Below are 24068 nucleotides of genomic sequence, written 5' to 3'. Positions count from 1 at the left end.
CCGTGTCATTATTCCGGTTAAACCATTCATTGTTTAACGATGATATTTTCCTGCGATGGATCAACGTGTTGCATCTGCAGTTTTTCTGTCGCGATACGTTCAACCCGGCTGTGATCGCCGAGGGCGTTCTCTTCTAAAATCAGGTTGCGCCACTCGATATCCAGCGCATCGCGCTCCAGAACCAGCTGCTCGCGTTCGGCGGTCAGCAGGCGGGTGCGGTGCGCGGTGGTCACCACGAAAATCGCGGAGACCAGTGACGCAATCAGTAAAATCATGGGGATCTTGGCGTTGCGCAGCAGATCGCCGCCAATCACCCCGACCAGGCCGTGACGTTCGTTGCCAATCACGCGGGCATCCTCTCAGCAATGCGCAGCACCGAGCTGCGCGCACGCGGGTTGTCCGCTACTTCCGCTTCCGACGGCATCATTTTGCCCAGCGCTTTCAGCGTTCGCCCGCCCATGCCGCGCAGTTGCTCCTCGGTCAACGGAATGCCGGCCGGCACCTGGGCGCCGCGGCTGTGGTGTCGCATAAAGCGTTTGACGATGCGGTCTTCCAGCGAGTGGAAGCTGATGATCGACAAACGGCCCTGCGGGGCCAGCACTTCCAGCGCGCCGTCGAGCGCACGCTCGATCTCTTCCAGCTCGCTGTTGATATAAATGCGGATCGCCTGGAAGCTGCGCGTCGCCGGATGCTTGTGCTTTTCACGGAACGGGCTGGCATCGGCGATCAGATCCGCCAGCTCTTTGGTGCGCGTCATCGGCTCCACGCGGTTTCTTTCGACGATGGCGCGCGCGATGCGCTTGGCGAAACGCTCTTCGCCGAAGGTTTTCAGCACCCAGGCGATGTCGTCCGCTTCGGCCTTCATCAGCCATTCCGCGGCGGACAGGCCGGTGGACGGATCCATGCGCATGTCCAGCGGACCGTCGCGCATAAAGGAGAACCCGCGCTCCGCGTCGTCAAGCTGCGGCGAGGAAACGCCCAGATCGAGCAGAACGCCGTCGATCTTGCCCACCAGCTCGCGCTCCCGCACATAGTGCGACAACTCGGAAAATGGGCCGTGTACGATGGTAAAACGAGGATCTTCAATAGATTTGGCGGCTGCAATCGCCTGAGGGTCACGGTCAATTGCCAGCAAGCGCCCTTCCGGCCCCAGCTGGGACAGAATCAGACGAGAATGGCCACCGCGACCAAAAGTACCGTCGATATATATGCCGTTGCTGCGGATATTGAGGCCGTTGACGGCTTCGTCCAGCAGGACGGTGGTGTGTTTATAGTTTTCCAACATGCTTATAGCGACAAGTCCTGTAGCCGCTCAGACAACGGTTCCTGAGTCGACTGTTCAGCGTCAATATCATCCTTGACTTGTTGATACCAGGTCTGTTCATCCCACAGTTCAAACTTGTTGAACTGACCGACCAGCATCACTTCTTTCGTGAGCCCGGCGTGTTGCCGCAGCGTACTGGCTAACAGCAAACGACCGGCACTATCCATCTGACACTCACTGGCATGTCCCAACAGCAGGCGCTGAACGCGGCGCTCGGCGGGATTCATGCTCGACAGACGTGATAATTTTTGTTCAATAATTTCCCATTCGGGCAAAGGATAAAGCAGCAGGCAGGGCTGATGGAGGTCAATGGTACAGACCATTTGGCCTTGCGATTCCTCGTTGAGCAATTCCCGATATCGGGTAGGTACGGCGAGCCGCCCTTTGCTGTCGAGGTTGACCATCGTCGCTCCACGGAACATTCCTGAGCTACCCCTTAGTGACCGTTTTCACCACTTTACCCCACAAATTCCCACACAATGGAGTTTACGGAGGGTATGAAAACCTTGTCAAGCCAGAGCGCCAGCGCTTTGGCAATATTTCTCTGGTCATTTTGGGAGCTGACTCGCGAAAGAAACTCTGATTATTCGACGATTAAAAATTAACACCATGATAAACGGAGAGAATTTTCTAAGCGGAAAGAATCTGATTAAAAACCTGACGAACTGGCGATTAATTAACTCATTACTTCCTTCTGCAAGCCATGTCTCATTTTTCAGCTCGGCAATCTCAGGGCTGTAACCGCTGCCGCCCCGCGCGCGCCAAGGCTCGGCGCCTGACGAGTCGACCGCAGAATAAGGCCATAACTCCTTGAGTTAATAACGCTCAATCGTTATTCACCGTGAAACTGCGCGCTATTTTACTTCAATTTTCACCGCCGTGATGAGAGCACGGCGAAAATAAATGGCTCGGATATTACGAGCAGAAGTAATTTCGATTTAAATCAATTTGGTAAGATTATTCCCAAAACACCTGTTTACAATTATGGTTTCATTTTCTTACACCTTTATTTCCACAATTTTTGCCGGAAAAATCCCCCTGCGGACACAAAAAATCGCAACAGCATGTTTTTAATAGGTTTATTTAAAAACACCGATTTTAATCTCTCCGCCCCTTCCTGTGCCCCGGTTCAGCGGGACAAAAACCGAACAAATGTTAAAAATAAAAATATAAATCTAGTTAAAAAACACAAACTAGATTAGTAAACTATATAAAAAGCAAAAAACCAGAATTAACAACCAAACACAAACAAATCAACAACACATTAACACAAAAGGAGAAGTGCATGCTTTCGCCCGCCGCACACTGGCGCAGCGCCGCTGCCGATACGTTTGCACTGGTGGTGTACTGCTTTATCGCCGGTATGGCGATTGAAGTGTTGATCTCCGGCATGAGCTTCCAGCAATCCCTCTCTTCACGCCTGTTGTCGATCCCGGTCAACATTCTGATCGCCTGGCCTTATGGCCGCTATCGCGATCTGTTTATCCGCACTGCGCGCCGTTGCCCGCACGGCCAGTTCCTGCTGCGCAATCTCGCCGATCTGCTGGCCTATGTCAGCTTCCAGTCGCCGGTTTATGCTGCAATTTTATGGAGCGTGGGCGCCGACGGCCAACAAATGCTGGCGGCGGTAACCAGCAATGCGCTGGTCTCCATGGCGATGGGCGTGGTGTATGGTTACTTCCTGGAATACTGCCGGCGGCTGTTTCGGGTGGTGGGTTACGTCTAAAGGGGCCCGCCAACGCGGGCCCCTGTCAGGCAAACTACTTGCGGCTCAGACTGCCGCGGCGGAACAGATTGCGGCGAATGCGCGTCAGCCCCGGTTTGGGTTTACGCGGTTCGTCCAGGCTGGCCAGCACCAGTTCCAGCACGCGCTCGGCCACGTCGCGGTGGCGCTGCGCTACCGCCAATACCGGGCACTCAAGGAAATCCAACAGTTCATGATCGCCGAAGGTGGCGATCGCCAGATCGGTCGGCAAGCGGCCGCGTTGCTTCAGCGTCACGTCCATCACGCCCTGCAATAAAGAGAACGACGTGGTAAACAGCGCCTGCGGCATCGGGTGCGTTTTCAGCCATTCGGCAAACAGCGCGCCGGCGGCTTCGCGTTCGTAGCTGTTGGCGTACAGGTAATCGACGTGGCGGGGATCCTCTTGCCAGGCCTGGCGGAAGCCCTGCTCACGCAGGAAGCTGACCGAAAGCTCCGGCAAGGCGCCCAGGTACAGCACCGACTCCGCCGGGAAGGTGCGCAGCTCCTGCGCCAATGCAAAAGCGTCTTCCTGATCGGCGCCCACAACGCTGATGAAATGCTCGCGATCCAGCGCGCGGTCCAGCGCGATGATCGGCAGCGGATCGTTGGCCCAGCGTTGATAGAAAGGATGCTCCGGCGGCAAGGCGGTGGATACGATGATGGCGTCCACCTGACGCTGCAGCAGGTGCTCAATGCAGCGCATTTCGTTGTCCGGCTGATCTTCGGAACAGGCGATCAGCAATTGGTAACCCCGCTGGCGCGCCTGGCGCTCCAGGTAGTTGGCGATGCGGGTATAGCTGGTATTTTCCAGATCCGGGATCACCAGGCCGATAGAACGGGTGCGCCCGGCGCGCAGCCCCGCCGCGACGGCATTCGGGTGATAGTTATGCTCCCTGACCACGGCCATCACTTTCTCGACGGTTTTATCGCTGACACGATACTGCTTCGCCTTGCCGTTGATGACATAACTGGCCGTCGTGCGCGAAACGCCCGCGAGACGCGCGATTTCATCCAGTTTCACATTAACCCCTTAATGACGCTGAAAATAGAAGTGAAGGCTGTGCTCGGATTAACCATGGCATCCCGTGCGGTTATTCAATCCAGCCTCTGCGATCTAACAGCAGAAAACACTGCCTAGCAACCGCTTTTGCCGAAAGGTGCCGGCAATCGGGCAAAAAAGGCCGAAAAACAAAGGGCGCAGCCACGCCGCGCCCCCGATTATTCGCCGCCAGACCGCGCTCAGCGCATGATTTTATCGCCGCGCGACACGCCGACCACGCCGGAACGCGCCACTTCCACAATCTCCGCCACTTCACGCACCGCGCTCAGGAAGGCGTCCAGCTTGTCGCTGGTGCCGGCCAACTGCACCGTATACAGCGTCGCCGTCACATCGACGATCTGGCCACGGAAAATGTCGGCGCAGCGCTTCACCTCTTCACGGCCGTAGCCGCTGGCCTGCAGCTTCACCAGCATGATCTCGCGTTCAACGTGAGCGCCCTGCACCAGCTCGCTGACGCGCAACACGTCCACCAGCTTGTGCAACTGCTTCTCAATCTGCTCCAGCACTTTCTCGTCGCCGACGGTCTGGATAGTCATGCGCGACAGCGTCGGATCGTCGGTCGGCGCCACCGTCAGGCTCTCGATGTTGTAACCGCGCTGGGAGAACAACCCCACCACGCGTGACAGGGCGCCGGATTCGTTTTCCAGCAAGACAGATAAAATACGGCGCATGATCAGGTCCTCTCCGTTTTGCTAAGCCACATTTCGTCCATGCTTCCGCCGCGGATCTGCATCGGGTAGACATGTTCGGTTTCATCGACGGTCACGTCGACAAACACCAGCCGCTCTTTTTCCGCCAGCGCCTGCGCCAGCTTGCTTTCCAGCTCATCCGGCGTGCGGATGGCGATGCCGACATGGCCGTAAGCCTCGGCCAGCTTGACGAAGTCCGGCAGCGAATCCATGTAAGACTGCGAATGACGGCCGGAATAAATCATGTCCTGCCACTGCTTGACCATGCCCAGATAGCGGTTGTTGAGGTTCACCACCACCACCGGCAGGTTATATTGCAGCGCGGTGGACAGCTCCTGAATATTCATCTGAATGCTGCCGTCGCCGGTCACGCACACCACGGTTTCCTCCGGCAGCGCCAGCTTGACGCCCAATGCCGCCGGCAGGCCGAAGCCCATGGTGCCGAGGCCGCCGGAGTTGATCCAACGGCGCGGTTTGTCGAACGGATAATAGAGCGCGGCGAACATCTGGTGTTGGCCCACGTCCGAGGTCACATAGGCGTCGCCTTTGGTCAGGCGATGCAGGGTTTCAATCACCGCCTGCGGCTTGATGGTGCCGCTGTTTTTGTCGTAGCCCAGGCAGTCGCGGGCGCGCCACTGCTCGATAGACTGCCACCAATCGCGCAGCGCATCGTGATCCTGCGCTTTCTCGTCCTGCGCCAGCAGTTCCAGCATCTGCACCAGCACCTGCCTGGCATCGCCGACGATCGGGATATCAGCGTCCACCGTTTTGGAGATCGAGGTCGGATCGATATCGATGTGCAGCACGGTGGCGTCCGGACAGTATTTGGCCAGATTGTTGGTCGTACGATCGTCGAAACGCACGCCGACGGCGAAGATCACGTCGGCATGATGCATGGTTTTATTGGCTTCATAGGTGCCGTGCATGCCGAGCATGCCGACGCTCTGGCGATGGGTGCCGGGGAAGGCCCCCAACCCCATCAGGCTGCTGGTCACCGGCAGATTCAGCTGCTCCGCCAACGCCAACAGTTCGGCTTCGCAGCCGGCGTTGATCGCGCCGCCGCCGACGTACATCACCGGCTTTTTGGCCGCCAGAATGGTTTGCAGCGCGCGTTTGATTTGCCCGCGGTGGCCCTGCACCGTCGGGTTATAAGAACGCATGCTCACGTCCTGCGGATAGGCATAAGGCATCCGCACCGCCGGGCCGACGATGTCTTTCGGCAGGTCGATCACCACCGGGCCGGGGCGGCCGCTGGAGGCCAGGTAAAAGGCCTTTTTCAACACCGCCGGAATGTCTTCGGTACGTTTCACCAGGAAGCTGTGTTTCACCACCGGCCGAGAAATCCCCACCATATCGCACTCCTGGAAGGCGTCGTAGCCGATCAGCGAGCTGGGCACCTGCCCCGACAGGACGACCATCGGGATCGAGTCCATATAAGCGGTAGCGATACCGGTAATGGCGTTGGTGGCGCCGGGGCCGGACGTCACCAGCACCACGCCCACTTCGCCGGTGGCGCGCGCGTAACCGTCGGCCATGTGCACCGCCCCTTGCTCGTGGCGCACCAGAATATGATCGATCCCTCCGACCGTATGCAGGGCGTCGTAGATATCGAGCACCGCCCCGCCGGGGTAGCCGAATACATGTTTAACGCCCTGATCGATCAACGATCGGACGACCATCTCGGCTCCTGACAACATCTCCATGGGTTTGCCTCCAGGCTTGCTTATTCTTCTCTGGCGCCGGAACGTAGCGCCTGCTGCGGGGCAATGCCCCTAAATTTTATGGGTTGTCACTATCGAATTAACATAACGTCAGAATATGGGGCAGGCAAACGGCAAAATGGCTTAACGGCGGCGGGGTTATTGCCAAGCGGCTGGATATCGCGACTTTATAAAAACAATGCGCTAGCCCCAGGGGGGTCAGGCTAGGCATTGTTTCGAACAGAGGGGAAATTACAGAACTAAATCAGGCGAAGAATATGCCGTTTTTTTCGCCGAACGCGCGGTCCGGCGGCGGCCTCAGGGCTGTTCCTGGTACATGGAGTCGATTTCACGCTGATAGCGCTGCAGGATCACTTTGCGGCGCAGTTTGAGCGTTGGCGTCAGCTCCCCCAACTCCATGGAAAAGGCCGCCGGCAGCAGCGTGAACTTCTTCACCTGTTCGAAGCGCGCCAGCTCCTTTTGCATCTCGCGCAGACGCTTTTCGAACATCTCGAGGATTTCACCGTTGCGCAGCAGCTCCAGGCGATCCTGATACTTCAGGTTGACTGACTTCGCGTACTCTTCCAGCGACTCAAAGCACGGCACGATCAGCGCGGAAACGAACTTGCGCGCATCGGCGATGATCGCCACCTGCTCGATAAAGCGGTCCTGCGCCAGCGTGCCTTCCAGCATCTGCGGCGCGATGTATTTGCCGCCGGAGGTTTTCATCAAATCCTTAAGGCGCTCGGTGATGAACAGATTGCCCTCTTCATCGATCGCCCCGGCGTCGCCGGTTTTCAGCCAGCCGTCTGCGGTAAAGGTAGCGGCGGTTTCCAACGGTTTGTTGAAATAGCCGCGCATCACGATCGGCCCGCGCACCTGGATTTCATTTTCTTCACCGATGCGCACCTCGACCTCCGGCAGCGGTTTGCCGATAGAGCCGAAGCGGAAATGCCCTTCTTCCCAGCAGGACACGGTCGCACAGGTTTCGGTCATGCCATAGCCGTACTTGATGTTGACGCCCATCGCCTGGAAAAACAGGATCACATTGTCATCCAGCTTGGCGCCCGCCGCCGGCAGGAAGCGCACCCGCCCGCCGAGGATGCCGCGCAGCTTGCTCAATACCAGCTTGTCGGCCCAGCGATGAGAGAGTTCGAACAGTTTGCCCAACGGTTTGCCGGCCCGCTCCTGAAGGAACTTGCGCTCCCCGCAGACGATCGCCCAGTGGAACAGCGCGCGGCGCAGCCAAGGGGCGCGCGCCACTTTTTCATGCACCGCGCTGAAAATCTTCTCGTAGAAACGCGGTACCGCGCACATCAGCGTCGGGCGAACCTGCCCCATCGCTTCCCGCACCCAGTCGGTGTTCGGCAGGAAGACGTTCTGCGCGCCGGAATGCATGACAAAGAAGCTCCAGGCACGCTCGAACACATGCGACAGCGGCAGGAAACTTAGCGACACATCCTCTTCGCCGACCGTCAGTCTCTCATCATGCAGGTAGAGCTGCGCCGCCAGGTTGCGGTAATCCAGCATCACCCCTTTCGGCTCGCCGGTGGTGCCCGAGGTATAGATCAGGGTGAAGAGGTCCTGCAGGTCGCACTCTTCAATGCGCTGCCGACGTTGAGCGATAAACGCCGCCGGATCGGCGGCATGCTCGAAGGCGCTCAGGTGTCGCGCTATCTCGCAGCCGCGCAGGTCGGCATCTTGGTCAAACACGATAATATGGCGCAGCTGTGGGCAAACGCCGCGCAGCGCGATGGCCGCATCCAACTGCGCCTGTTCGCCGACGAACAGTATGCGAATGTCAGCGTCGTTGATGACGAAGGCCGCCTGCGCCGGCGTATTGGTGGAATAGAGCGGCACGCTGACGCCGCGCAGGTGGAGAATCGCGAGATCGGCCAGCGACCAGGCCATGCCGTTATTGGCGAAAATGCCGATGCGCTCTTGCACTTCGGCCCCCAGGGCCAACAGCCCGGCGGCAATGCGATCGATGCGAACGGCGGCCTCTTCCCAGGTCAGTTGAAACTCGCCGTTGGGCGACCATTGGCGAAAAGCTGTGCGATCGGCTCGGTGGGTGATTTGATGCTGTATACGATGGATCAAATGGTATTGCAGCAGATTAGTGATCATAGTGCTCTAAGCCTGAAATGAATCATACAGTTAAGCCTGAACGACGCCTTACGGCCCTCATCTCAGCTTACACGTGTTTACTTTTTTCCGCGCAGTCTACCTACTCTCAGGCAGGGGGAAAAGCGATTTCAGCGTAGAAGTGTGAGCCAAAACTCAGGCCGGCTTTCGCGCTTTCATAGGTTGGACAGAACGGGAAGGAAAAGGTTTGCTGGCGGCAATAAAACGCGGCCCATCCGGGCCGCCGCATCGAGTTAGTTTAAAATACCAGTCTTAAAGTAAAAATCAGAATATTAATTCATATTAATTATTTTTGGTAAACGAACCAACTCACCCTGAAAATAAGTTATTTAATCGCCGCAAAACCAAGAAACATCTTAATAAAAACCCAGATAGTTCTTAGTTTTTATCATGAGAAAAAAACGCTCAGTTGAATATTATCTTTATATATCCCCATTTTTTATCGCTTTACTTTGGGTTACCCGCCTCAATCAGGACGGACTTCATCCACTGGTGCCCTTTATCCCGTTCGGAAGATTCATGCCAGGAAAGATAGCAGGTCGCTTTATTGTGATTGGCGCACAAAGGAACCGCCTTTATTTTCAACGCCTCCGTCTGTTGCCGCACCAACCAGGCGGGCGCAATCGCCACCATTTCCGTTTGCGACACCATATTCAACACGCTGTAGAGATCCGTGCACTGTTGTGTCACGGCGCGCAACATCGGTTCTTCTAAATAGAAAGGTTTACTGAACGATCCAAAACTTTCCAGGGAAACCGCCGCGTGCTGTTCGGCCAACATGTGTTCCGGCGTCACCTCCTCCTCTATTCGCGGGTGCGCCTGCGCAACCGCCAGCACTAATTCGTCGTCGAACATCGCCAGGCTGCGAAACTCCGCCGACTCGAAACGGCTGTAGCCGATGACAAATTCAACATCCTGATATCGCAATTGATGTTCAATATTATTGTTAATGTATGACTTTATTTGCAGGTTAAGCTGCGGCGCTATCTGTTTGACGTGATTGATTATCCCGGCGCCCAGACGCAAATCGAGCGGACTGCACAGGGACAGGGAGAACGCTCGCGTGCTGGTCAGCGGCTCAAACTCAGATCCCGGCAACTCATTTTGCACCAGCTGCAGCGCTTGCCGCACCGGCCCGAACAGCTGCCTGGCACGCATAGTGGGCTGGATCCCGCGCCCGCAGCGCACGAACAGCTCGTCGTTGAACATCACCTTCAGACGTGCTACCGCGTTGCTCACCGCCGGCTGCGACATCCCTAACGAATTAGCGGCTCGCGTAATATTTTGCATTTGCATCACGGCGTCAAACACCGTCAGCAAATTAAGATCGACGCTGCGCAAATGGATGTCCGCCGGCTCTTTGACCATGGCGATTTCTGAATCATATTCAGCCATATTTCACTCCACTAAATCCTGTGTAGATAATCTAATCCTTATGCTCGACAAACAATGAAACGCCGCATTGTCTTATCTTTGCACGACAAATCCTGCCATTACCGTCATCAGCCGATAAAAAACCTCGTGTTATCGACACGATTTAAGTCATATATGGAATGCATATCAGTCACTTCTACCGTCAGCAGGAAGAATGCCACCTGAGTGGTACTAATAATTAGGTATTCACAATGATTAATACAATTAAACAACGTAACCGCACTGTATGAGACAAACTATAAAAACACATCATAAGCAATCAAACCATCTAAAAACATCAATCACTTTGTGTAAAACCGCATTATTTTGTTATATTATGACTAAAACAATCAATTAATCATATGAATTCAATTTAAATCATTCGCATTAAAAATGTTATTTTGTTTCCTCCCGTGATTAATCCTCCTTATTTTTTCATCACAAATCTTAACCCAACAAAATCCAGAAGCAATTAGCGCAGTATATATTCGATTCGTTTATGCTAAGCAGCGCGCAAACTGCTCCCATTTTTTCTCTATGGCGCCACATTTTTACCGAATGATCCTCTGTTTGGATGCGTAGCCGGTGCATTGTCCCCGCATTCAATCAGGTGTTGACATCGCCTGGCCAATCACGTATCAAATTAGGCAGACACCCAATTTAAGAGAAGCTGAACCCTTATGATCCGTACTCACCGTCTACTAGGCCTACTACTCAACGCATCTTGTTTGCGCGGTATGCCTGTGGACGAAGTTCGGAGCTGACTCAGCCGATCACCCATAAGAAACCCGCGCTACTGCGCGGGTTTTTTTTTGCCCGCTTAGCGTGAAATCAACACGATAAGGAATGCACCGATGAGCCAACAAGTCATTATTTTCGATACCACGCTGCGTGATGGCGAACAGGCATTGCAGGCCAGTCTGAGCGTAAAAGAGAAGATTCAGATTGCGCTGGCGCTGGAAAGAATGGGCGTTGACGTGATGGAAGTCGGCTTCCCGGTCTCTTCGCCGGGCGATTTCGAATCGGTGCAAACCATCGCTCGCCAGATCAAGAACAGTCGCGTCTGCGGCCTGGCCCGCTGCGTGGACAAAGACATTGACGTGGCCGCCGAAGCGTTGCGCGTCGCTGAAGCGTTCCGTATCCACGTGTTCCTGGCCACCTCCACCCTGCACATCGAATCGAAGCTGAAGCGCTCGTTCGACGAAGTATTGGAGATGGCGGTGCGCTCGGTCAAACGCGCCCGCAACTATACCGACGACGTGGAGTTCTCGTGCGAAGACGCCGGCCGCACGCCGATCGACAATCTGTGCCGCGTGGTCGAAGCCGCCATCAACGCCGGCGCCACCACCATCAATATCCCGGACACCGTCGGCTACACCACGCCGAACCAGTTCGGCGGCATCATCACCACCTTGTATGACCGCGTGCCGAACATCGACAAAGCCATCATCTCCGTACACTGCCACGACGATTTGGGCATGGCGGTCGGCAACTCCATTGCCGCGGTCCAGGCCGGCGCCCGTCAGGTGGAAGGCACCCTGAACGGCATCGGTGAGCGCGCCGGCAACTGTTCGCTGGAAGAGGTGATCATGGCGATTAAGGTGCGCCAGGACATCATGAACGTGCACACCAACATCAATCATCAGGAAATCTTCCGCACCAGCCAGATCGTCAGCCAGCTGTGCAACATGCCGATCCCGGCCAACAAGGCGATCGTCGGCTCCAACGCCTTCGCTCATTCCTCCGGCATTCACCAGGACGGCGTGCTGAAGAACCGCGAAAACTACGAAATCATGACCCCGCAGTCGATCGGCCTGAAAGACGTGCAGTTGAACCTGACTTCCCGCTCCGGCCGCGCGGCGGTGAAACACCGCATGGAAGAGATGGGCTACCAGGAACAGGACTACAACCTGGATACCCTGTACGCCGCCTTCCTGAAACTGGCCGACAAAAAAGGCCAGGTGTTCGACTATGACCTGGAGGCGCTGGCCTTCATCAACAAACAACAGGAAGAGCCGGAGCACTTCAGCCTGGGTTACTTCAGCGTGCAGTCCGGCAGCAGCATCATGGCCACCGCCTCGGTGAAACTGATCTGCGGCGGCGAAGAGAAAGCCGAAGCCGCCACCGGCAACGGCCCGGTCGATGCGGTCTATCAGGCGATCAATCGCATCACCGATTACCCGATCGAACTGGTGAAGTACCAGTTGACCGCCAAAGGCCATGGGCGCGATGCGCTGGGTCAGGTGGATATCGTCGTCTCTTATAACGGCCGCCGTTTCCATGGCGTGGGTCTGGCGACCGACATCGTCGAATCCTCCGCCAAGGCGATGGTGCACGTGTTGAACAATATTTGGCGCTCACAGCAGGTAGAAAAAGAAAAACAGCGTCTGCAGCAAAACAAACATCAAAATAATCAGGAAACGGTGTGAACATGACGAAGACTTATCACATTGCCGTCTTGCCCGGAGACGGCATCGGCCCGGAAGTAATGGCTCAGGCGCGCAAAGTGTTGGACGCGGTGCGTCAACGCTTTGACATTCGCATCACCACCGCCGAGTACGACGTCGGCGGCATCGCCATCGATCGCCACGGCAGCCCGTTGCCGGCGGCGACCGTCGCCGGCTGCGAGCAGGCCGACGCCATCCTGTTCGGCTCGGTGGGCGGCCCGAAATGGGAACACCTGCCGCCGGCCGAGCAGCCGGAACGCGGCGCGCTGTTGCCGCTGCGCAAGCACTTCAAACTGTTCAGCAACCTGCGCCCGGCCCGCCTGTATCAAGGGTTGGAGGCGTTCTGCCCGCTGCGCGCCGATATCGCCGCCCGCGGCTTCGATATTCTGTGCGTGCGCGAACTGACCGGCGGCATCTATTTCGGCCAGCCGAAGGGCCGCGAAGGCCAGGGCATGCAGGAGCGCGCCTTCGACACCGAGGTGTATCACCGTTTCGAGATTGAACGCATCGCGCGCATCGCCTTCGAATCCGCCCGCAAGCGCCGCCACAAGGTGACGTCGATCGACAAGGCCAACGTGCTGCAAAGCTCCATCTTGTGGCGTGAAGTGGTCAATCAGGTCGCCAAGGATTACCCGGACGTGTCGCTGTCGCACATGTATATCGACAACGCCACCATGCAGCTGATCAAGGATCCGTCCCAGTTCGACGTGCTGCTGTGTTCCAACCTGTTCGGCGACATCCTGTCCGACGAGTGCGCGATGATCACCGGCTCGATGGGCATGCTGCCGTCCGCCAGCCTGAACGAGCAAGGCTTCGGCCTGTACGAACCGGCGGGCGGATCCGCGCCGGATATCGCCGGCAAAGGCATCGCCAACCCGATTGCGCAGATCCTGTCCGCTACCCTGCTGCTGCGTTACAGCCTGGGCGCCGATGAAGCGGCCGACGCCGTGGAGCGCGCCATCAACCAGGCGTTGGAACAGGGCTACCGCACCGCCGATCTGGCCGGTGACGGCAAAGCCGTCAGCACCGATGAAATGGGCGACATCATCGCTCGCTTTGTAGCTCAGGGGGCATAACATGGCCAAGACCTTATACCAGAAATTGTATGACGCCCACGTGGTGCACGAAGCGCCGAACGAGACGCCGTTACTGTATATCGACCGTCACCTGGTGCACGAAGTCACGTCGCCGCAGGCGTTCGACGGCCTGCGCGCCATGGGCCGAAAGGTGCGCCAGCCCGGCAAAACCTTCGCCACCATGGATCACAACGTATCGACCCAGACCAAAGACATCAACGCCAGCGGCGAGATGGCGCGCATCCAGATGCAGGAGCTGATCAAGAACTGCGCGGAATTCGGCGTTTCGCTGTATGACCTGAACCACCCGTTCCAGGGCATCGTGCACGTGATCGGGCCGGAGCAAGGCATGACGCTGCCGGGCATGACCATCGTCTGCGGCGATTCACACACCGCGACCCACGGCGCCTTCGGCTCGCTGGCGTTCGGCATCGGCACCTCCGAAGTGGAGCACGTGTTGGCGACCCAGACCCTGAAGCAGGGCCGGGCCAAAACCATGAAGATTGAGGTCACCGGCGATGCCGCCGAGGGCATTACCGCCAAAGACATCGTGCTGGCGGTGATCGGCAAAACCGGCAGCGCCGGCGGCACCGGCCACGTGGTGGAGTTCTGCGGCAAGGCGATCGAGGCATTGAGCATGGAAGGCCGCATGACCCTGTGCAACATGGCGATCGAAATGGGCGCCAAAGCCGGGTTGGTCGCGCCGGACGACACCACCTTCGCTTACCTGAAGGGGCGTCAGTTCGCACCGACCGGTGAAAACTGGGAGCAGGCGGTCGCTTACTGGCGCACGCTGAAGTCCGACGCTGACGCCCAGTTCGAGACCGTGGTGACGCTGCGCGCCGAAGAGATCGCGCCGCAGGTCACCTGGGGCACCAACCCCGGCCAGGTGATCGCCGTCAATCAGGCGATCCCGGCACCGGAATCGTTCAGCGATCCGGTCGAGCGCGCCTCCGCCGAGAAAGCGTTGGCCTACATGGATTTGAAACCGGGCATCAAATTGACCGAGGTGCCGATCGACAAAGTGTTCATCGGCTCCTGCACCAACTCGCGCATCGAAGATCTGCGCGCGGCGGCGGCTATCGCCAAGGGGCGCAAGGTCGCCAGCGGCGTGCAGGCCATCGTGGTGCCAGGCTCCGGCCCGGTGAAGGCCCAGGCGGAAGCCGAAGGGTTGGACAAAATCTTTATCGAAGCCGGTTTCGAATGGCGTTTGCCGGGTTGCTCGATGTGCCTGGCGATGAACAACGACCGCCTGAATCCGGGCGAGCGCTGCGCGTCCACCAGCAACCGTAACTTTGAAGGGCGTCAGGGCCGCGGTGGGCGCACCCACCTGGTCAGCCCGGCGATGGCCGCCGCGGCCGCCGTCGCCGGTCACTTCGCCGACATCCGTGATATTCACTAAGGGGCTAACGTGGCTAAATTTACTCAACATACCGGCTTAGTGGTGCCTTTGGATGCGGCCAACGTCGACACCGACGCCATTATTCCCAAGCAGTTTTTACAGAAGGTGACCCGCACCGGTTTCGGCCAGCACCTGTTCAACGACTGGCGCTTCCTCGACGACGCCGGCCAGCAACCGAACCCGGAGTTCGTGCTGAACAAACCGCGCTATAAAGGCGCCAGCATCCTGTTGGCGCGTGAAAACTTCGGCTGCGGCTCCTCGCGCGAACACGCCCCTTGGGCGCTGACCGACTACGGTTTCAAAGTGGTGATCGCGCCGAGCTTCGCCGATATCTTCTACGGCAACTCGTTCAACAACCAGCTGTTGCCGGTGACGCTGAGCGAGCAGCAGGTGGACGAGCTGTTCAAACTGGTGGACGCCAACGAGGGCACGGAGTTCGTGGTGAATCTGGAGAACCAGACGGTCAACGCCGGCGGCAAAAGCTATCCGTTCGAAATCGACAGCTTCCGCCGCCACTGCATGATCAACGGGCTGGACAGCATCGGCCTGACGCTGCAGCACGAAGCGGACATCTCCCGCTACGAAGCGCAGCAGCCGGCGTTTCTGAATTAATCCCCTTCACCCGCCGCCCGGCGGGTGAATTTTTTCCTCACCAGTAGCCCAGCAGCTTCCACCATGCGCCGCCGATCACTATCCAGATCAGCAGGTTAATTACACTCATCACCCATCCCGCTTTCCACCACTCCCCCAGCGTCACGTAGCCGGAGCCAAAGATGATCGGCGCGGTGCCGGTGCCGTAATGCGTCAGCGACATCATCAGCGAAGAAGAGAACGCCAGGATCAGGCCCAGCAGCGCCGGTGGCGCGCCGAGCGCGATGCCGGCAGCGAAGAAGGCGGCGAACATCGCCGTTACGTGTGCGGTGGTGCTGGCGAAGAAATAGTGAGAATACAGATAAATGAGGGTCAGCAAGATCGTGCCGCCCACCCAGCTCATGCCCATATGGTCGATGCCGTTGCCGACGGTCTGCGACAGCCAGCCGATAAGCCCCAGCTTGCCGAGGAAACTGGCCATCATCACCAGCGCCGAGAACCATACGACGGTATCCCAGGCCCCTTTATGCTTCAGCACATCCTCCCAGCTTAGCACCCCGGTAGCCAGCAGCACCGCCAGGCCGATCAGCGCAGCGGTGGTAGGATTGACCGCCAGCGCCGGGCCGAAGATCATCGCCGGAATGCCGGCCCACAGCACCAACAGCAGCGCGAACACCCCGAGAGTAATTTTCTCCGGCAGCGTCACCGGCCCCAGCGCCTGCAGCTTTTCGCGGGCGAAACGCGGCGCATCCGGGGTGCTTTTCACCTCCGGTGGGTACAGCAGATAAATGACCAGCGGCATCACGATCAGCGAACACAACCCCGGCACCAGGGCGGCGATCGCCCACATCGACCAGGACAGTTCGAAGCTGCCGTGGGTGCCTTTGGCGATCAGGCTGACAATCAGCGGGTTAGGCGCAGTGGCGGTGATAAACATCGCCGAGGTGACCGGGTTAATGTTGTAGTTCACCAGCGACAGATAGCGGCCTATCTTGCCGGAGGTATTGAGCTCGGGTTTGGAACCAAAGCTGTCGGCGATCGATTTCATGATCGGGTGAATGATGCCGCCGCCGCGCGCGGTGTTGCTCGGCGTCACCGGTGCCAGGGTGGTTTCCGCCAACGTCAATGCGTAGGCGATGCCGAGCGTTTTTTTACCGAACAGCGAGATAAAGTAGTAGCCGATGCGCGCGCCCAGCCCGGTTTTGTTCAGGCTGAGGGAGATCATGATAGAAAAGCCGATCAGCCAGATCAGCTGGTTGGAAAAACCGCTGAGCGCGTCGTCCAGCGCGGCGCCCGGCTTGCCGGGGTTGGTGACGCCGGTCACCGCCACCAGGGCGATGGCGATCACCGAGACTGCGCCGATCGGCATCGCCTTGCCGATGATGGCGATGATGGTGCCGATAAATAACGCCAGCAGCTGCCAGGCGTTGGGCGCAACGCCCTCCGGCACGGGAATGAGGAACCAGATGATCAGCGTGGCGGCAAGGGCGCACAGGGAAGGAAGCGGTTTGAGCGGTGTGAGTTTATCCATAACGTTCCCACTGTTCTAAACAACAAGGCGGCATCTCAATAGCGAGACGGGCGTGGACGCAACGATCGCGCTCCATATGCCTTCAGCTTGGGCGTCCGCTTCAGCCTTCTCAATGACTTGCATCAAGAATGCCGTCGTTTGACCTCACACTTCACGCACTTTGGCGCTCATCCAGAGCGCCGCCAGCGCCAGCAGCGCCGCCATCCAATACACCGAGCCATGACCGAGGTTCTCCACTAGCGCGCCCTGCAGCACCCCGGCCAGGATCACCCCGGTCGAGATGCTGTTGGTGAACAGCGTGGTGGCGGCGCCCGGTCGGCCCGGCATCAAATCTTGAAAATAGAGCATGCCGATACCGGCGACGATGCCGATAAACACCGCGTTGAGCAGCTGCAACGCGATCAGGGTCGGCTTGGTCGCCAGCACCGTCAGCCCGAGGTAAAACAGCACGCCCGCCGCCACCGCCAGCAGCATCATGTTGCGCTTGCCGAAACGTTTGACGTAGTAACCGGCCAGCAGCATCGCCGGGATCTCCAGCCCGGCGGCGGTGCCCATCAACACCCCGGCCAGCCCCTCAGGCAGGCCGAGATCGGCGGTAATATACAGCGGCATGTCGATGATATACATGGTGTTGCAGGTCCACATCAGCATCGAGGCGATGAACAGCAGACGCACGTCGCGATTGCGCCAGGCGCTGGCGGGCGCAATCGGCGCGGATGCGCCGTCCCGCAGCCCGTCGCCGTCCGCCGCGCGCGGCACCGAAGGCAGCATGAACCTGACCAGCAGCACGCAGATGGCGAAGGTGGCGGCGGCGATCAGGAACATCACGGTAAAGCCGTAATTCAGCGCCAGCGCAAACGACAGCGGCGGGCCTATCACCCACGCCAGCGAAAGCTGGGCGCGCATCACCGAACTGAACATCACCACTTCACGCGCCTCGCTGTCGGCGTATTCCCGCGCCAGCGCGAAGATCTGCGGCATGGCGGTGTTGGCAACCGCGGACATCAACACCCCGGCGGTGATCAGCGTCAGGTAGTCGCGGTTGAAAGCGAACAGCAGGCAGTTGCCGACCGCCATCAGGCAGCACAGCAGGATCAGCCTGCGCCGATCGCCGCGGGTGTCGGAACGTTTGGCCAGCAGGAAACTGACGACGATGCCGGCCACCGCGTTGGCGGTGTAAAACAGCCCGACCCACAGCGGCCGCACTTTGACCTCGGTGGTCAGAAACAGGCTGAGCGTCGGCGTCAGCAACGCGCCGGCGATGCCGGAGAGAAAAGCGATCAGCAGGAAGGCGGCAAAGATGGGGTTGATGCGCAGTGATAACCGTCTCAGGCGTTCCATATCCTCTTCCCTGATCCCAAAGCAGAAGCAAAAACCTTAGGTCACGGCGAGGAAAATGCAAGTCCATCGCCCTAACCGCAAATAAAAAAACCAGTGGGGCGACCCACTGGCTGGTGAAACAGCACCATTACTCAGAAACTTTTATGCCGCAGCGCCTTACAGGTGCTCGCGATACTGCTTGTCGCTCATCTCTTTGATATCCCATTGTGTCAGGTGCGCCAATATTGCCAGCCGCGCCTGCTCGGGCACCACGTTCAGCCAGTCGGCGTGCTGCCGACGCACCGCACTGAAATAGCGTTGATAGAACGATTTGGATAAGAAAGCTTTCATGATTACGCCCTCCCCTTTCATTGATGAAAAGTATCAGCGTAATATAGGGAAAGAAAAATTGACGAGTTGAGACAGGAGTGTTCCTCTTTTATGTCCACGTCCAGATTGCAGCAGCAGTTCATCCGTCTGTGGCAGCGCTGCCACGGTGAAACCACCGACACCACGCTGCAGGCGCTGGCGGAGGCGCTGAGCTGTTCGCGGCGCCACGTGCGCTCCCTGTTGAGCGCCATGCAGCGGGAGGGCTGGCTCACCTGGCAGGCGGAGTCGGGACGCGGCAAGCGTTCGCGGCTAACCTTCCATTACACCGGCCTGGCGCTGCAGCAACAGCGGGCCGAGGAGCTGCTGGAGCAGGATCGCATCGATCAGTTGGTGCAACTGGTAGGCGACAAAAACGTGGTGCGCCAAATGCTGCTGTCGCAGCTGGGCCGCAGCTTCCGTCAGGGGAAACATATCCTGCGGGTGCTCTACTATCGGCAGTTGTACAACCTGCTGCCCGGCTCGGCGCTGCGGCGTTCCGAGACCCATTTGGCACGTCAGATCTTCAACGGCCTGACGCGCATAAATGAGGAAAACGGGGAACTCGAATCCGATCTATCCCACCATTGGCAGGCGCTGACGCCGCTGCACTGGCGTTTTTACCTGCGCCCGGCGATCCATTTTCATCATGGCCGCGAGCTGGAGATGGCGGACGTCATCAGCTCGCTTTCGCGTCTGACCTCGCAACCGCTGTTCTCGCATATCGAAAGCGTCACCTCGCCGACACCGTTCGTTGTCGACGTGCATCTGCGCAGCCCCGACCACTGGCTGCCCTGGCTGCTGGGCAGCGTGCACGCCATGATCCTGCCGCGCGAATGGCGCGATCTGCCGGACTTCACCCGCCATCCGATCGGCACCGGCCCCTACCGCGTGGTGCGCAACCTTCCCAGCCAGATGAAGATCCACGCCTTCGACGACTATTTCGGCTACCGGGCGCTGATCGATGAGGTCAACATCTGGGTGCTGCCGGAATTCTCCGAAGAACTGGTGCACTCCGGCGTACAGCTGCAGGGCGATGAAACCGGCAACAGCGAGCTGGAAAGCCGGCTGGAAGAAGGCTGCTACTTCCTGCTGTTCGATCAGCGCTCTCCCTTGGCGGCCGATCCCGCCATGCGCAGCTGGCTGTGCGAATTGATCAACCCCATTTCGCTGCTGAGCCACGCCGGGCCGCTCTACCAGCGCTATTGGTCGCCGGCGTACGGCCTGCTGCCGCGCTGGCACCACAACCGCGCGCTGGCGCAGCAGCCCAAACCGGCGGGGCTGACCGAACTGACGATGACCCACTTCAATGAGCATTCAGAGTTCCACGCCATCCGCCAGGCGATCGAGCCGCTGCTGGCGCAGCACGGCATCCGCCTGATCGTGCAAAGCGTGGATTACGCCACCTGGCACCAGGGCGACGCGCGCAGCGATCTGTGGCTCGGCAGCGCCAACTTCTATCTGCCGCTGGAGTTTTCGCTGTTCGCCACGCTGTACGAGCTGCCGCTGATGCAGCATTGCATGAGCGAGGACCTGGCGCAGGATGCGGCGCTGTGGCGCGCCAACCGTCTGCCGCTGGCGGAGTTCTGCCAGCGCCTGGTCAGCAATCACCAACTGCATCCGCTGTTCCACCACTGGCTGCAGCTGCACGGCCAGCGCAGCATGCGCGGCGTGCGAATGAACACCCTCGGCTGGTTCGACTTCAAGTCAGCCTGGTTTGCCCCGCCGGAGGCATAAGCGCCTTTCGCCCGGGTCGGTTAATCTTTACAATAGCGCCGTCTCAACGGGGTGCGGAGAGTCGGGCCGCGTGATAAGCCCGATTTTCCGCTGAGAGCACACCCGTCGAACCTGATCCGGTCAATACCGGCGGAGGGATTTGAGCCCAGCGAACCGGCGACGCCGCCTCGCCCCCTCAGATGCCCTTGCCCCCTTATTTTTCAGGAGTGCAACGTGGTCAAAAAATATCTGCCCTGCTTATTGCTGCTGTGCGCCGCGCCGGTGTTCGCCAAGCCGACGCTGACGGTTTACACCTACGATTCCTTCGCCGCCGACTGGGGCCCAGGCCCGGCGGTGAAAAAAGCCTTCGAAGCCGAGTGCGACTGTGAGCTGAAGTTCGTGGCGCTGGAAGACGGCGTCTCACTGCTGAACCGCCTGCGCATGGAAGGCAAGAACAGCGCCGCCGACGTGGTGCTGGGACTGGACAACAACCTGCTGCAGGCGGCGCAGCAAACCGGCCTGTTCGCGCCGAGCGGCGTGGACACCGCCAAACTGACGGTGCCGGGCGGCTGGCAGGACGCGACCTTCGTGCCTTACGACTACGGGTATTTCGCCTTCGTCTACGACAAGGAAAAACTGAAGAACCCGCCGAAAAGCCTGCAGGAGCTGGTCAGCAGCGATCGTGACTGGAAGGTGATCTACGAAGATCCGCGCACCAGCACGCCGGGCCTCGGCCTGCTGCTGTGGATGCAAAAAGTGTATGGCGACAAGGCGCCGGCCGCCTGGCAGCAGTTGGCGAAAAAGACCGTGACCGTCACCAAAGGCTGGAGCGAAGCCTACGGCCTGTTCCTGAAAGGCGAAGGCGATCTGGTGCTCAGCTACACCACCTCCCCCGCCTATCATCTGATCGCCGAGAAAAAAGACCGCTACGCCGCCGCCACGTTCAGCGAAGGCCACTACCTGCAGGTGGAAGTGGCCGGCAAACTGAAGGCCGCCAAACAGCCTGAGCTGGCGGAGCGTTTCATGCAGTTCATGGTGACGCCGGCGTTCCAGAACACCATCCCGACCGGCAACTGGATGTACCCGGTGATCAACACCCCGCTGCCCGTCGGCTTTGAACAGATGAACGTGCCGCATACCGCGCTGCAATACAGCGCCGAAGAGGTGGCCACACAACGCGGCGGCTGGATCCGGGCATGGCAAACCGCCGTCAGCCGCTGATCCCCCGCGGGCTCTTGCCGGGGCTGCTGGCCGCCGGCATGATCCTGCTGGTCGCCGCGCTGGCGATGGGCTCGCTGTGGCGTCACGCGCCGGACAGCGACTGGCGCGGCCTGTGGCAGGACAGCTACCTGTGGCACGTGGTGCGCTTCACTTTCCTGCAGGCGCTGCTGTCGGCGCTGATTTCGGTGCTGCCCGCCATTCTGCTGGCGCGCGCGCTCTATCGGCGTCATTTCCCCGGCCGACGACTGCTGCTGCGGCTGTGCGCCATGACGCTGGTGCTGCCGGTGCTGGTGGCGGTGTTCGGCCTGCTCAGCGTCTATGGGCGCCAGGGCTGGCTGGCGACGCTGTGCGGCTGGCTGGGCGTCGAGTATGATTTCTCACCCTACGGTCTGCAGGGCATTCTGCTGGCGCACCTGTTCTTTAACCTGCCGCTGGCCACCCGCCTGTTGCTGCAGGCGCTGGAGAACATTCCGGTGGAGCAGCGCCAGCTGGCCGCCCAGTTGGGCATGAACGGCTGGCAGCAGTTCCGCTTCGTCGAATGGCCGGCGCTGCGCCGCCAAATCCTGCCGAGCGGCGCGCTGATCTTCATGCTGTGCTTCGCCAGCTTCGCCACCGTGCTGTCACTGGGCGGCGGGCCGCAGGCCACCACCATCGAGCTGGCGATCTACCAGGCGCTGAGTTACGACTACGATCTGGGCCGCGCCGCCCTGCTGGCGCTGATCCAACTGGGCTGTTGTCTGGGGCTGGTGCTGATCAGCCAACGCCTGAGCCAGGCATTGCCGGTAGGGCATACCCACGCCCAGCGCTGGCGCAACCCGGAAGACAGCCTGTGGCGGCGCATCAGCGATTTTCTGCTGATCGCCGCCGCGCTGTTGCTGCTGCTGCCGCCTCTGCTGGCGGTGATCGCCGACGGCGCCAATCAGGCTATCGTCAGCGTGCTGCGCCAGCCGGTGCTGTGGCAGGCGCTGTTCACGTCGCTGCGCATCGCCCTTGGCGCCGGAGCGCTGTGCGTGGCGCTCACGATAATGCTGCTGTGGAGCAGCCGCGAGCTGAAGCTACGGCAGCACCTGCGCGGCGGCCAGGCGCTGGAGCTGAGCGGCATGGTGATCCTGGCGATGCCGGGCATCGTGCTGGCCACCGGCTTCTTCCTGCTGCTGAGCGATACGATCGGGCTGCCGCAGTCGCCCTATGCGCTGGTGATCCTCACCAATGCGCTGATGGCGGTGCCCTATGCGCTGAAGGTATTGGAGAACCCGATGCGCGATCTCGCCGAACGTTACAACCCGCTGTGCCTGTCGCTGGATATCCGCGGCTGGCGACGGCTGCGGCTGATTGAACTGCGCGCCCTGCGCCGCCCGCTGGCGCAGGCGCTGGCCTTCGCCTGCGTGCTGTCGATCGGCGATTTCGGCGTGGTCGCCTTGTTTGGCAACGAGCATTTCCGTACCCTGCCTTTTTACCTGTATCAGCAGATTGGCGCCTACCGCAGCCAGGACGGAGCGGTGACCGCGCTGCTGTTGCTGCTGCTGTGCTTCCTGCTGTTTACCCTGATTGAACGCTTACCGGGCCGCCATGCTGACGCTTGAAAAACTGACCTATCTGTATGAACACCTGCCGATGCGCTTTGATCTGCGCATCCAGCCGGGCGAGCGCGTCGCGGTGCTCGGCCCCAGCGGCGCCGGTAAAAGCACCCTGCTGAGCCTGATCGCCGGTTTTCTGCCGGCGGCCAGCGGCCGGCTGCTGCTGAACGGCGAAGATCACACCGCCACGCCGCCGGCCAAACGGCCGGTGTCGATGCTGTTTCAGGAAAACAACCTGTTCGCGCACCTGACGGTGGCGCAGAACATCGGGTTGGGGTTGGATCCCGGTCTGCGCTTGACTGCGCAGCAGCGTCAACAGCGAGAACACATCGCCCGTCAGGTCGGCCTGGAAGAACACCTGGATCGCCTGCCAGCGCAGCTTTCCGGCGGTCAGCGTCAGCGCGCCGCGCTGGCGCGCTGTTTGATTCGCCAACGGCCGATCCTGTTGCTCGACGAGCCCTTCTCGGCGCTCGATCCGGCGCTGCGCAACGAGATGCTGCAGCTGCTGCAGACGGTGTGCGAACAGCGCGACCTGACGCTGCTGATGGTGTCGCACAACCTCGACGACGCCGCGCGCATCGCGCCGCGCACGCTGCTGGTGGTCGACGGCCGCATCTACTACGACGGCCCGACGCAGGCCCTGCTGGACGGCAGCGCACCGGAAGCGCGCGTGCTGGGCATTTCGTGTAAAGCGTGATCTGACGCGCGTTTTTTATGCTGCGCCAATAAACCTGTTGTGCGAATTT

The 24068-nt window shown here is 59.4% G+C and carries 20 protein-coding genes and 1 riboswitch; of the genes, 9 read left to right on the top strand and 11 right to left on the bottom strand.

Annotated features, from left to right (window positions below; genetic code table 11):
* Nucleotides 1-26: 26 nt before the first annotated feature.
* The 3 genes from ftsL to mraZ are packed head-to-tail and all read right to left on the bottom strand — an operon-like array spanning nt 27 to nt 1746.
* The gene (gene ftsL / locus J9788_RS16465) at nt 27-347 is read right to left on the bottom strand and encodes a cell division protein FtsL (RefSeq protein ID WP_033651674.1); all 321 of its coding nucleotides are present in this window, start codon (nt 345-347) and stop codon (nt 27-29) included.
* Nucleotides 344-1285 (bottom strand): 16S rRNA (cytosine(1402)-N(4))-methyltransferase RsmH, encoded by a 942-nt coding sequence (gene rsmH, locus J9788_RS16460; protein WP_004932794.1) that lies wholly within the window; start codon nt 1283-1285, stop codon nt 344-346. Before rsmH ends, ftsL begins: the two co-directional genes overlap by 4 nt.
* 2 nt (nt 1286-1287) lie before the next feature.
* Nucleotides 1288-1746, bottom strand: coding sequence for a division/cell wall cluster transcriptional repressor MraZ (gene mraZ, locus J9788_RS16455; protein WP_004932796.1), 459 nt, complete (start codon nt 1744-1746; stop codon nt 1288-1290).
* An 863-nt stretch (nt 1747-2609) separates the two neighbouring features.
* Here mraZ and J9788_RS16450 point away from each other — a divergent pair.
* Nucleotides 2610-3050 (top strand): L-alanine exporter AlaE, encoded by a 441-nt coding sequence (locus tag J9788_RS16450; RefSeq protein WP_182265286.1) that lies wholly within the window; start codon nt 2610-2612, stop codon nt 3048-3050.
* A 34-nt stretch (nt 3051-3084) separates the two neighbouring features.
* Here J9788_RS16450 and cra read toward each other — a convergent pair whose 3' ends face one another.
* The 5 genes from cra to leuO form a co-directional block, all read right to left on the bottom strand.
* Nucleotides 3085-4089: a catabolite repressor/activator gene (cra, locus tag J9788_RS16445; protein WP_004932801.1), complete on the bottom strand. Its 1005-nt coding sequence runs from the start codon at nt 4087-4089 to the stop codon at nt 3085-3087.
* 218 nt (nt 4090-4307) lie between these two features.
* Nucleotides 4308-4799: an acetolactate synthase small subunit gene (gene ilvN / locus J9788_RS16440; protein WP_004932806.1), complete on the bottom strand. Its 492-nt coding sequence runs from the start codon at nt 4797-4799 to the stop codon at nt 4308-4310.
* Nucleotides 4800-4801: 2 nt separating this feature from the next.
* The gene (gene ilvI, locus J9788_RS16435) at nt 4802-6520 is read right to left on the bottom strand and encodes an acetolactate synthase 3 large subunit (RefSeq protein ID WP_046898121.1); all 1719 of its coding nucleotides are present in this window, start codon (nt 6518-6520) and stop codon (nt 4802-4804) included.
* 315 nt (nt 6521-6835) lie between these two features.
* A complete protein-coding gene (locus tag J9788_RS16430) occupies nt 6836-8644 on the bottom strand; it encodes a long-chain fatty acid--CoA ligase (RefSeq protein WP_046898120.1) in 1809 nt (602 codons plus the stop codon).
* 465 nt (nt 8645-9109) lie between these two features.
* Entirely contained in the window at nt 9110-10057 is a 948-nt protein-coding gene (gene leuO, locus J9788_RS16425) for a transcriptional regulator LeuO (protein ID WP_046898119.1), read from the bottom strand.
* 872 nt (nt 10058-10929) lie between these two features.
* Here leuO and leuA point away from each other — a divergent pair.
* The 4 genes from leuA to leuD are packed head-to-tail and all read left to right on the top strand — an operon-like array spanning nt 10930 to nt 15612.
* Complete coding sequence (gene leuA, locus J9788_RS16415) at nt 10930-12504, top strand: 2-isopropylmalate synthase (RefSeq protein ID WP_004932820.1); 1575 nt, start codon at nt 10930-10932, stop codon at nt 12502-12504.
* 2 nt (nt 12505-12506) lie between these two features.
* Nucleotides 12507-13598: a 3-isopropylmalate dehydrogenase gene (gene leuB / locus J9788_RS16410; RefSeq protein WP_025159635.1), complete on the top strand. Its 1092-nt coding sequence runs from the start codon at nt 12507-12509 to the stop codon at nt 13596-13598.
* Nucleotide 13599: 1 nt separating this feature from the next.
* A complete protein-coding gene (gene leuC, locus J9788_RS16405; RefSeq protein ID WP_182265285.1) occupies nt 13600-15000 on the top strand; it encodes a 3-isopropylmalate dehydratase large subunit in 1401 nt (466 codons plus the stop codon).
* Between the two features lie 9 nt (nt 15001-15009).
* Complete coding sequence (gene leuD, locus J9788_RS16400; RefSeq protein ID WP_182265284.1) at nt 15010-15612, top strand: 3-isopropylmalate dehydratase small subunit; 603 nt, start codon at nt 15010-15012, stop codon at nt 15610-15612.
* Between the two features lie 37 nt (nt 15613-15649).
* Here the strand turns inward: leuD and J9788_RS16395 are convergent, their stop codons facing one another.
* The 3 genes from J9788_RS16395 to sgrT form a co-directional block, all read right to left on the bottom strand.
* Nucleotides 15650-17122: a DASS family sodium-coupled anion symporter gene (locus tag J9788_RS16395; RefSeq protein WP_182265283.1), complete on the bottom strand. Its 1473-nt coding sequence runs from the start codon at nt 17120-17122 to the stop codon at nt 15650-15652.
* A 144-nt stretch (nt 17123-17266) separates the two neighbouring features.
* On the bottom strand, nt 17267-18463 hold the full coding sequence (locus tag J9788_RS16390) for a sugar efflux transporter (protein WP_182265282.1): 1197 nt from the start codon (nt 18461-18463) through the stop codon (nt 17267-17269).
* A 156-nt stretch (nt 18464-18619) separates the two neighbouring features.
* Nucleotides 18620-18793 (bottom strand): glucose uptake inhibitor SgrT, encoded by a 174-nt coding sequence (gene sgrT / locus J9788_RS16385; RefSeq protein ID WP_071845093.1) that lies wholly within the window; start codon nt 18791-18793, stop codon nt 18620-18622.
* A gap of 90 nt (nt 18794-18883) precedes the next feature.
* On the opposite strand from sgrT, the gene sgrR reads away from it, so the two are divergent.
* The 4 genes from sgrR (at nt 18884) to thiQ (ending at nt 24019) form a co-directional block, all read left to right on the top strand.
* Nucleotides 18884-20545 (top strand): HTH-type transcriptional regulator SgrR, encoded by a 1662-nt coding sequence (sgrR, locus tag J9788_RS16380; RefSeq protein ID WP_046898117.1) that lies wholly within the window; start codon nt 18884-18886, stop codon nt 20543-20545.
* 37 nt (nt 20546-20582) lie between these two features.
* Nucleotides 20583-20701, top strand: a riboswitch (TPP riboswitch).
* Between the two features lie 57 nt (nt 20702-20758).
* Entirely contained in the window at nt 20759-21745 is a 987-nt protein-coding gene (gene thiB / locus J9788_RS16375; RefSeq protein ID WP_042783680.1) for a thiamine ABC transporter substrate binding subunit, read from the top strand.
* The gene (thiP, locus tag J9788_RS16370; protein WP_182265281.1) at nt 21721-23328 is read left to right on the top strand and encodes a thiamine/thiamine pyrophosphate ABC transporter permease ThiP; all 1608 of its coding nucleotides are present in this window, start codon (nt 21721-21723) and stop codon (nt 23326-23328) included. The genes thiB and thiP overlap by 25 nt, the downstream gene beginning before the upstream one ends.
* Nucleotides 23315-24019 carry a thiamine ABC transporter ATP-binding protein ThiQ gene (gene thiQ / locus J9788_RS16365; protein ID WP_182265280.1) on the top strand — a complete coding sequence of 235 codons (705 nt, stop codon included), beginning with the start codon at nt 23315-23317 and terminating at the stop codon, nt 24017-24019. Before thiP ends, thiQ begins: the two co-directional genes overlap by 14 nt.
* Nucleotides 24020-24068: the final 49 nt, after the last annotated feature.

It is taken from the genome of Serratia sp. X10 (genome assembly GCF_017811775.1).
GTDB lineage: Bacteria > Pseudomonadota > Gammaproteobacteria > Enterobacterales > Enterobacteriaceae > Serratia > Serratia ureilytica.
This window is presented reverse-complemented; position numbering and strand designations above follow the sequence as displayed.

Coding starts and splice junctions, on each gene's coding strand:
- sgrT (WP_071845093.1), bottom strand. CDS start 18,793: ATGAAAGCTTTCTTATCCAAATCGTTCTATCAACGCTATTTCAGTGCG.
- leuB (WP_025159635.1), top strand. CDS start 12,507: ATGACGAAGACTTATCACATTGCCGTCTTGCCCGGAGACGGCATCGGC.
- J9788_RS16430 (WP_046898120.1), bottom strand. CDS start 8,644: ATGATCACTAATCTGCTGCAATACCATTTGATCCATCGTATACAGCAT.
- ilvN (WP_004932806.1), bottom strand. CDS start 4,799: ATGCGCCGTATTTTATCTGTCTTGCTGGAAAACGAATCCGGCGCCCTG.
- rsmH (WP_004932794.1), bottom strand. CDS start 1,285: ATGTTGGAAAACTATAAACACACCACCGTCCTGCTGGACGAAGCCGTC.
- sgrR (WP_046898117.1), top strand. CDS start 18,884: ATGTCCACGTCCAGATTGCAGCAGCAGTTCATCCGTCTGTGGCAGCGC.
- thiP (WP_182265281.1), top strand. CDS start 21,721: ATGGCAAACCGCCGTCAGCCGCTGATCCCCCGCGGGCTCTTGCCGGGG.
- leuC (WP_182265285.1), top strand. CDS start 13,600: ATGGCCAAGACCTTATACCAGAAATTGTATGACGCCCACGTGGTGCAC.
- mraZ (WP_004932796.1), bottom strand. CDS start 1,746: ATGTTCCGTGGAGCGACGATGGTCAACCTCGACAGCAAAGGGCGGCTC.
- J9788_RS16390 (WP_182265282.1), bottom strand. CDS start 18,463: ATGGAACGCCTGAGACGGTTATCACTGCGCATCAACCCCATCTTTGCC.
- ilvI (WP_046898121.1), bottom strand. CDS start 6,520: ATGGAGATGTTGTCAGGAGCCGAGATGGTCGTCCGATCGTTGATCGAT.
- J9788_RS16450 (WP_182265286.1), top strand. CDS start 2,610: ATGCTTTCGCCCGCCGCACACTGGCGCAGCGCCGCTGCCGATACGTTT.
- thiQ (WP_182265280.1), top strand. CDS start 23,315: ATGCTGACGCTTGAAAAACTGACCTATCTGTATGAACACCTGCCGATG.
- leuA (WP_004932820.1), top strand. CDS start 10,930: ATGAGCCAACAAGTCATTATTTTCGATACCACGCTGCGTGATGGCGAA.
- leuO (WP_046898119.1), bottom strand. CDS start 10,057: ATGGCTGAATATGATTCAGAAATCGCCATGGTCAAAGAGCCGGCGGAC.
- J9788_RS16395 (WP_182265283.1), bottom strand. CDS start 17,122: ATGGATAAACTCACACCGCTCAAACCGCTTCCTTCCCTGTGCGCCCTT.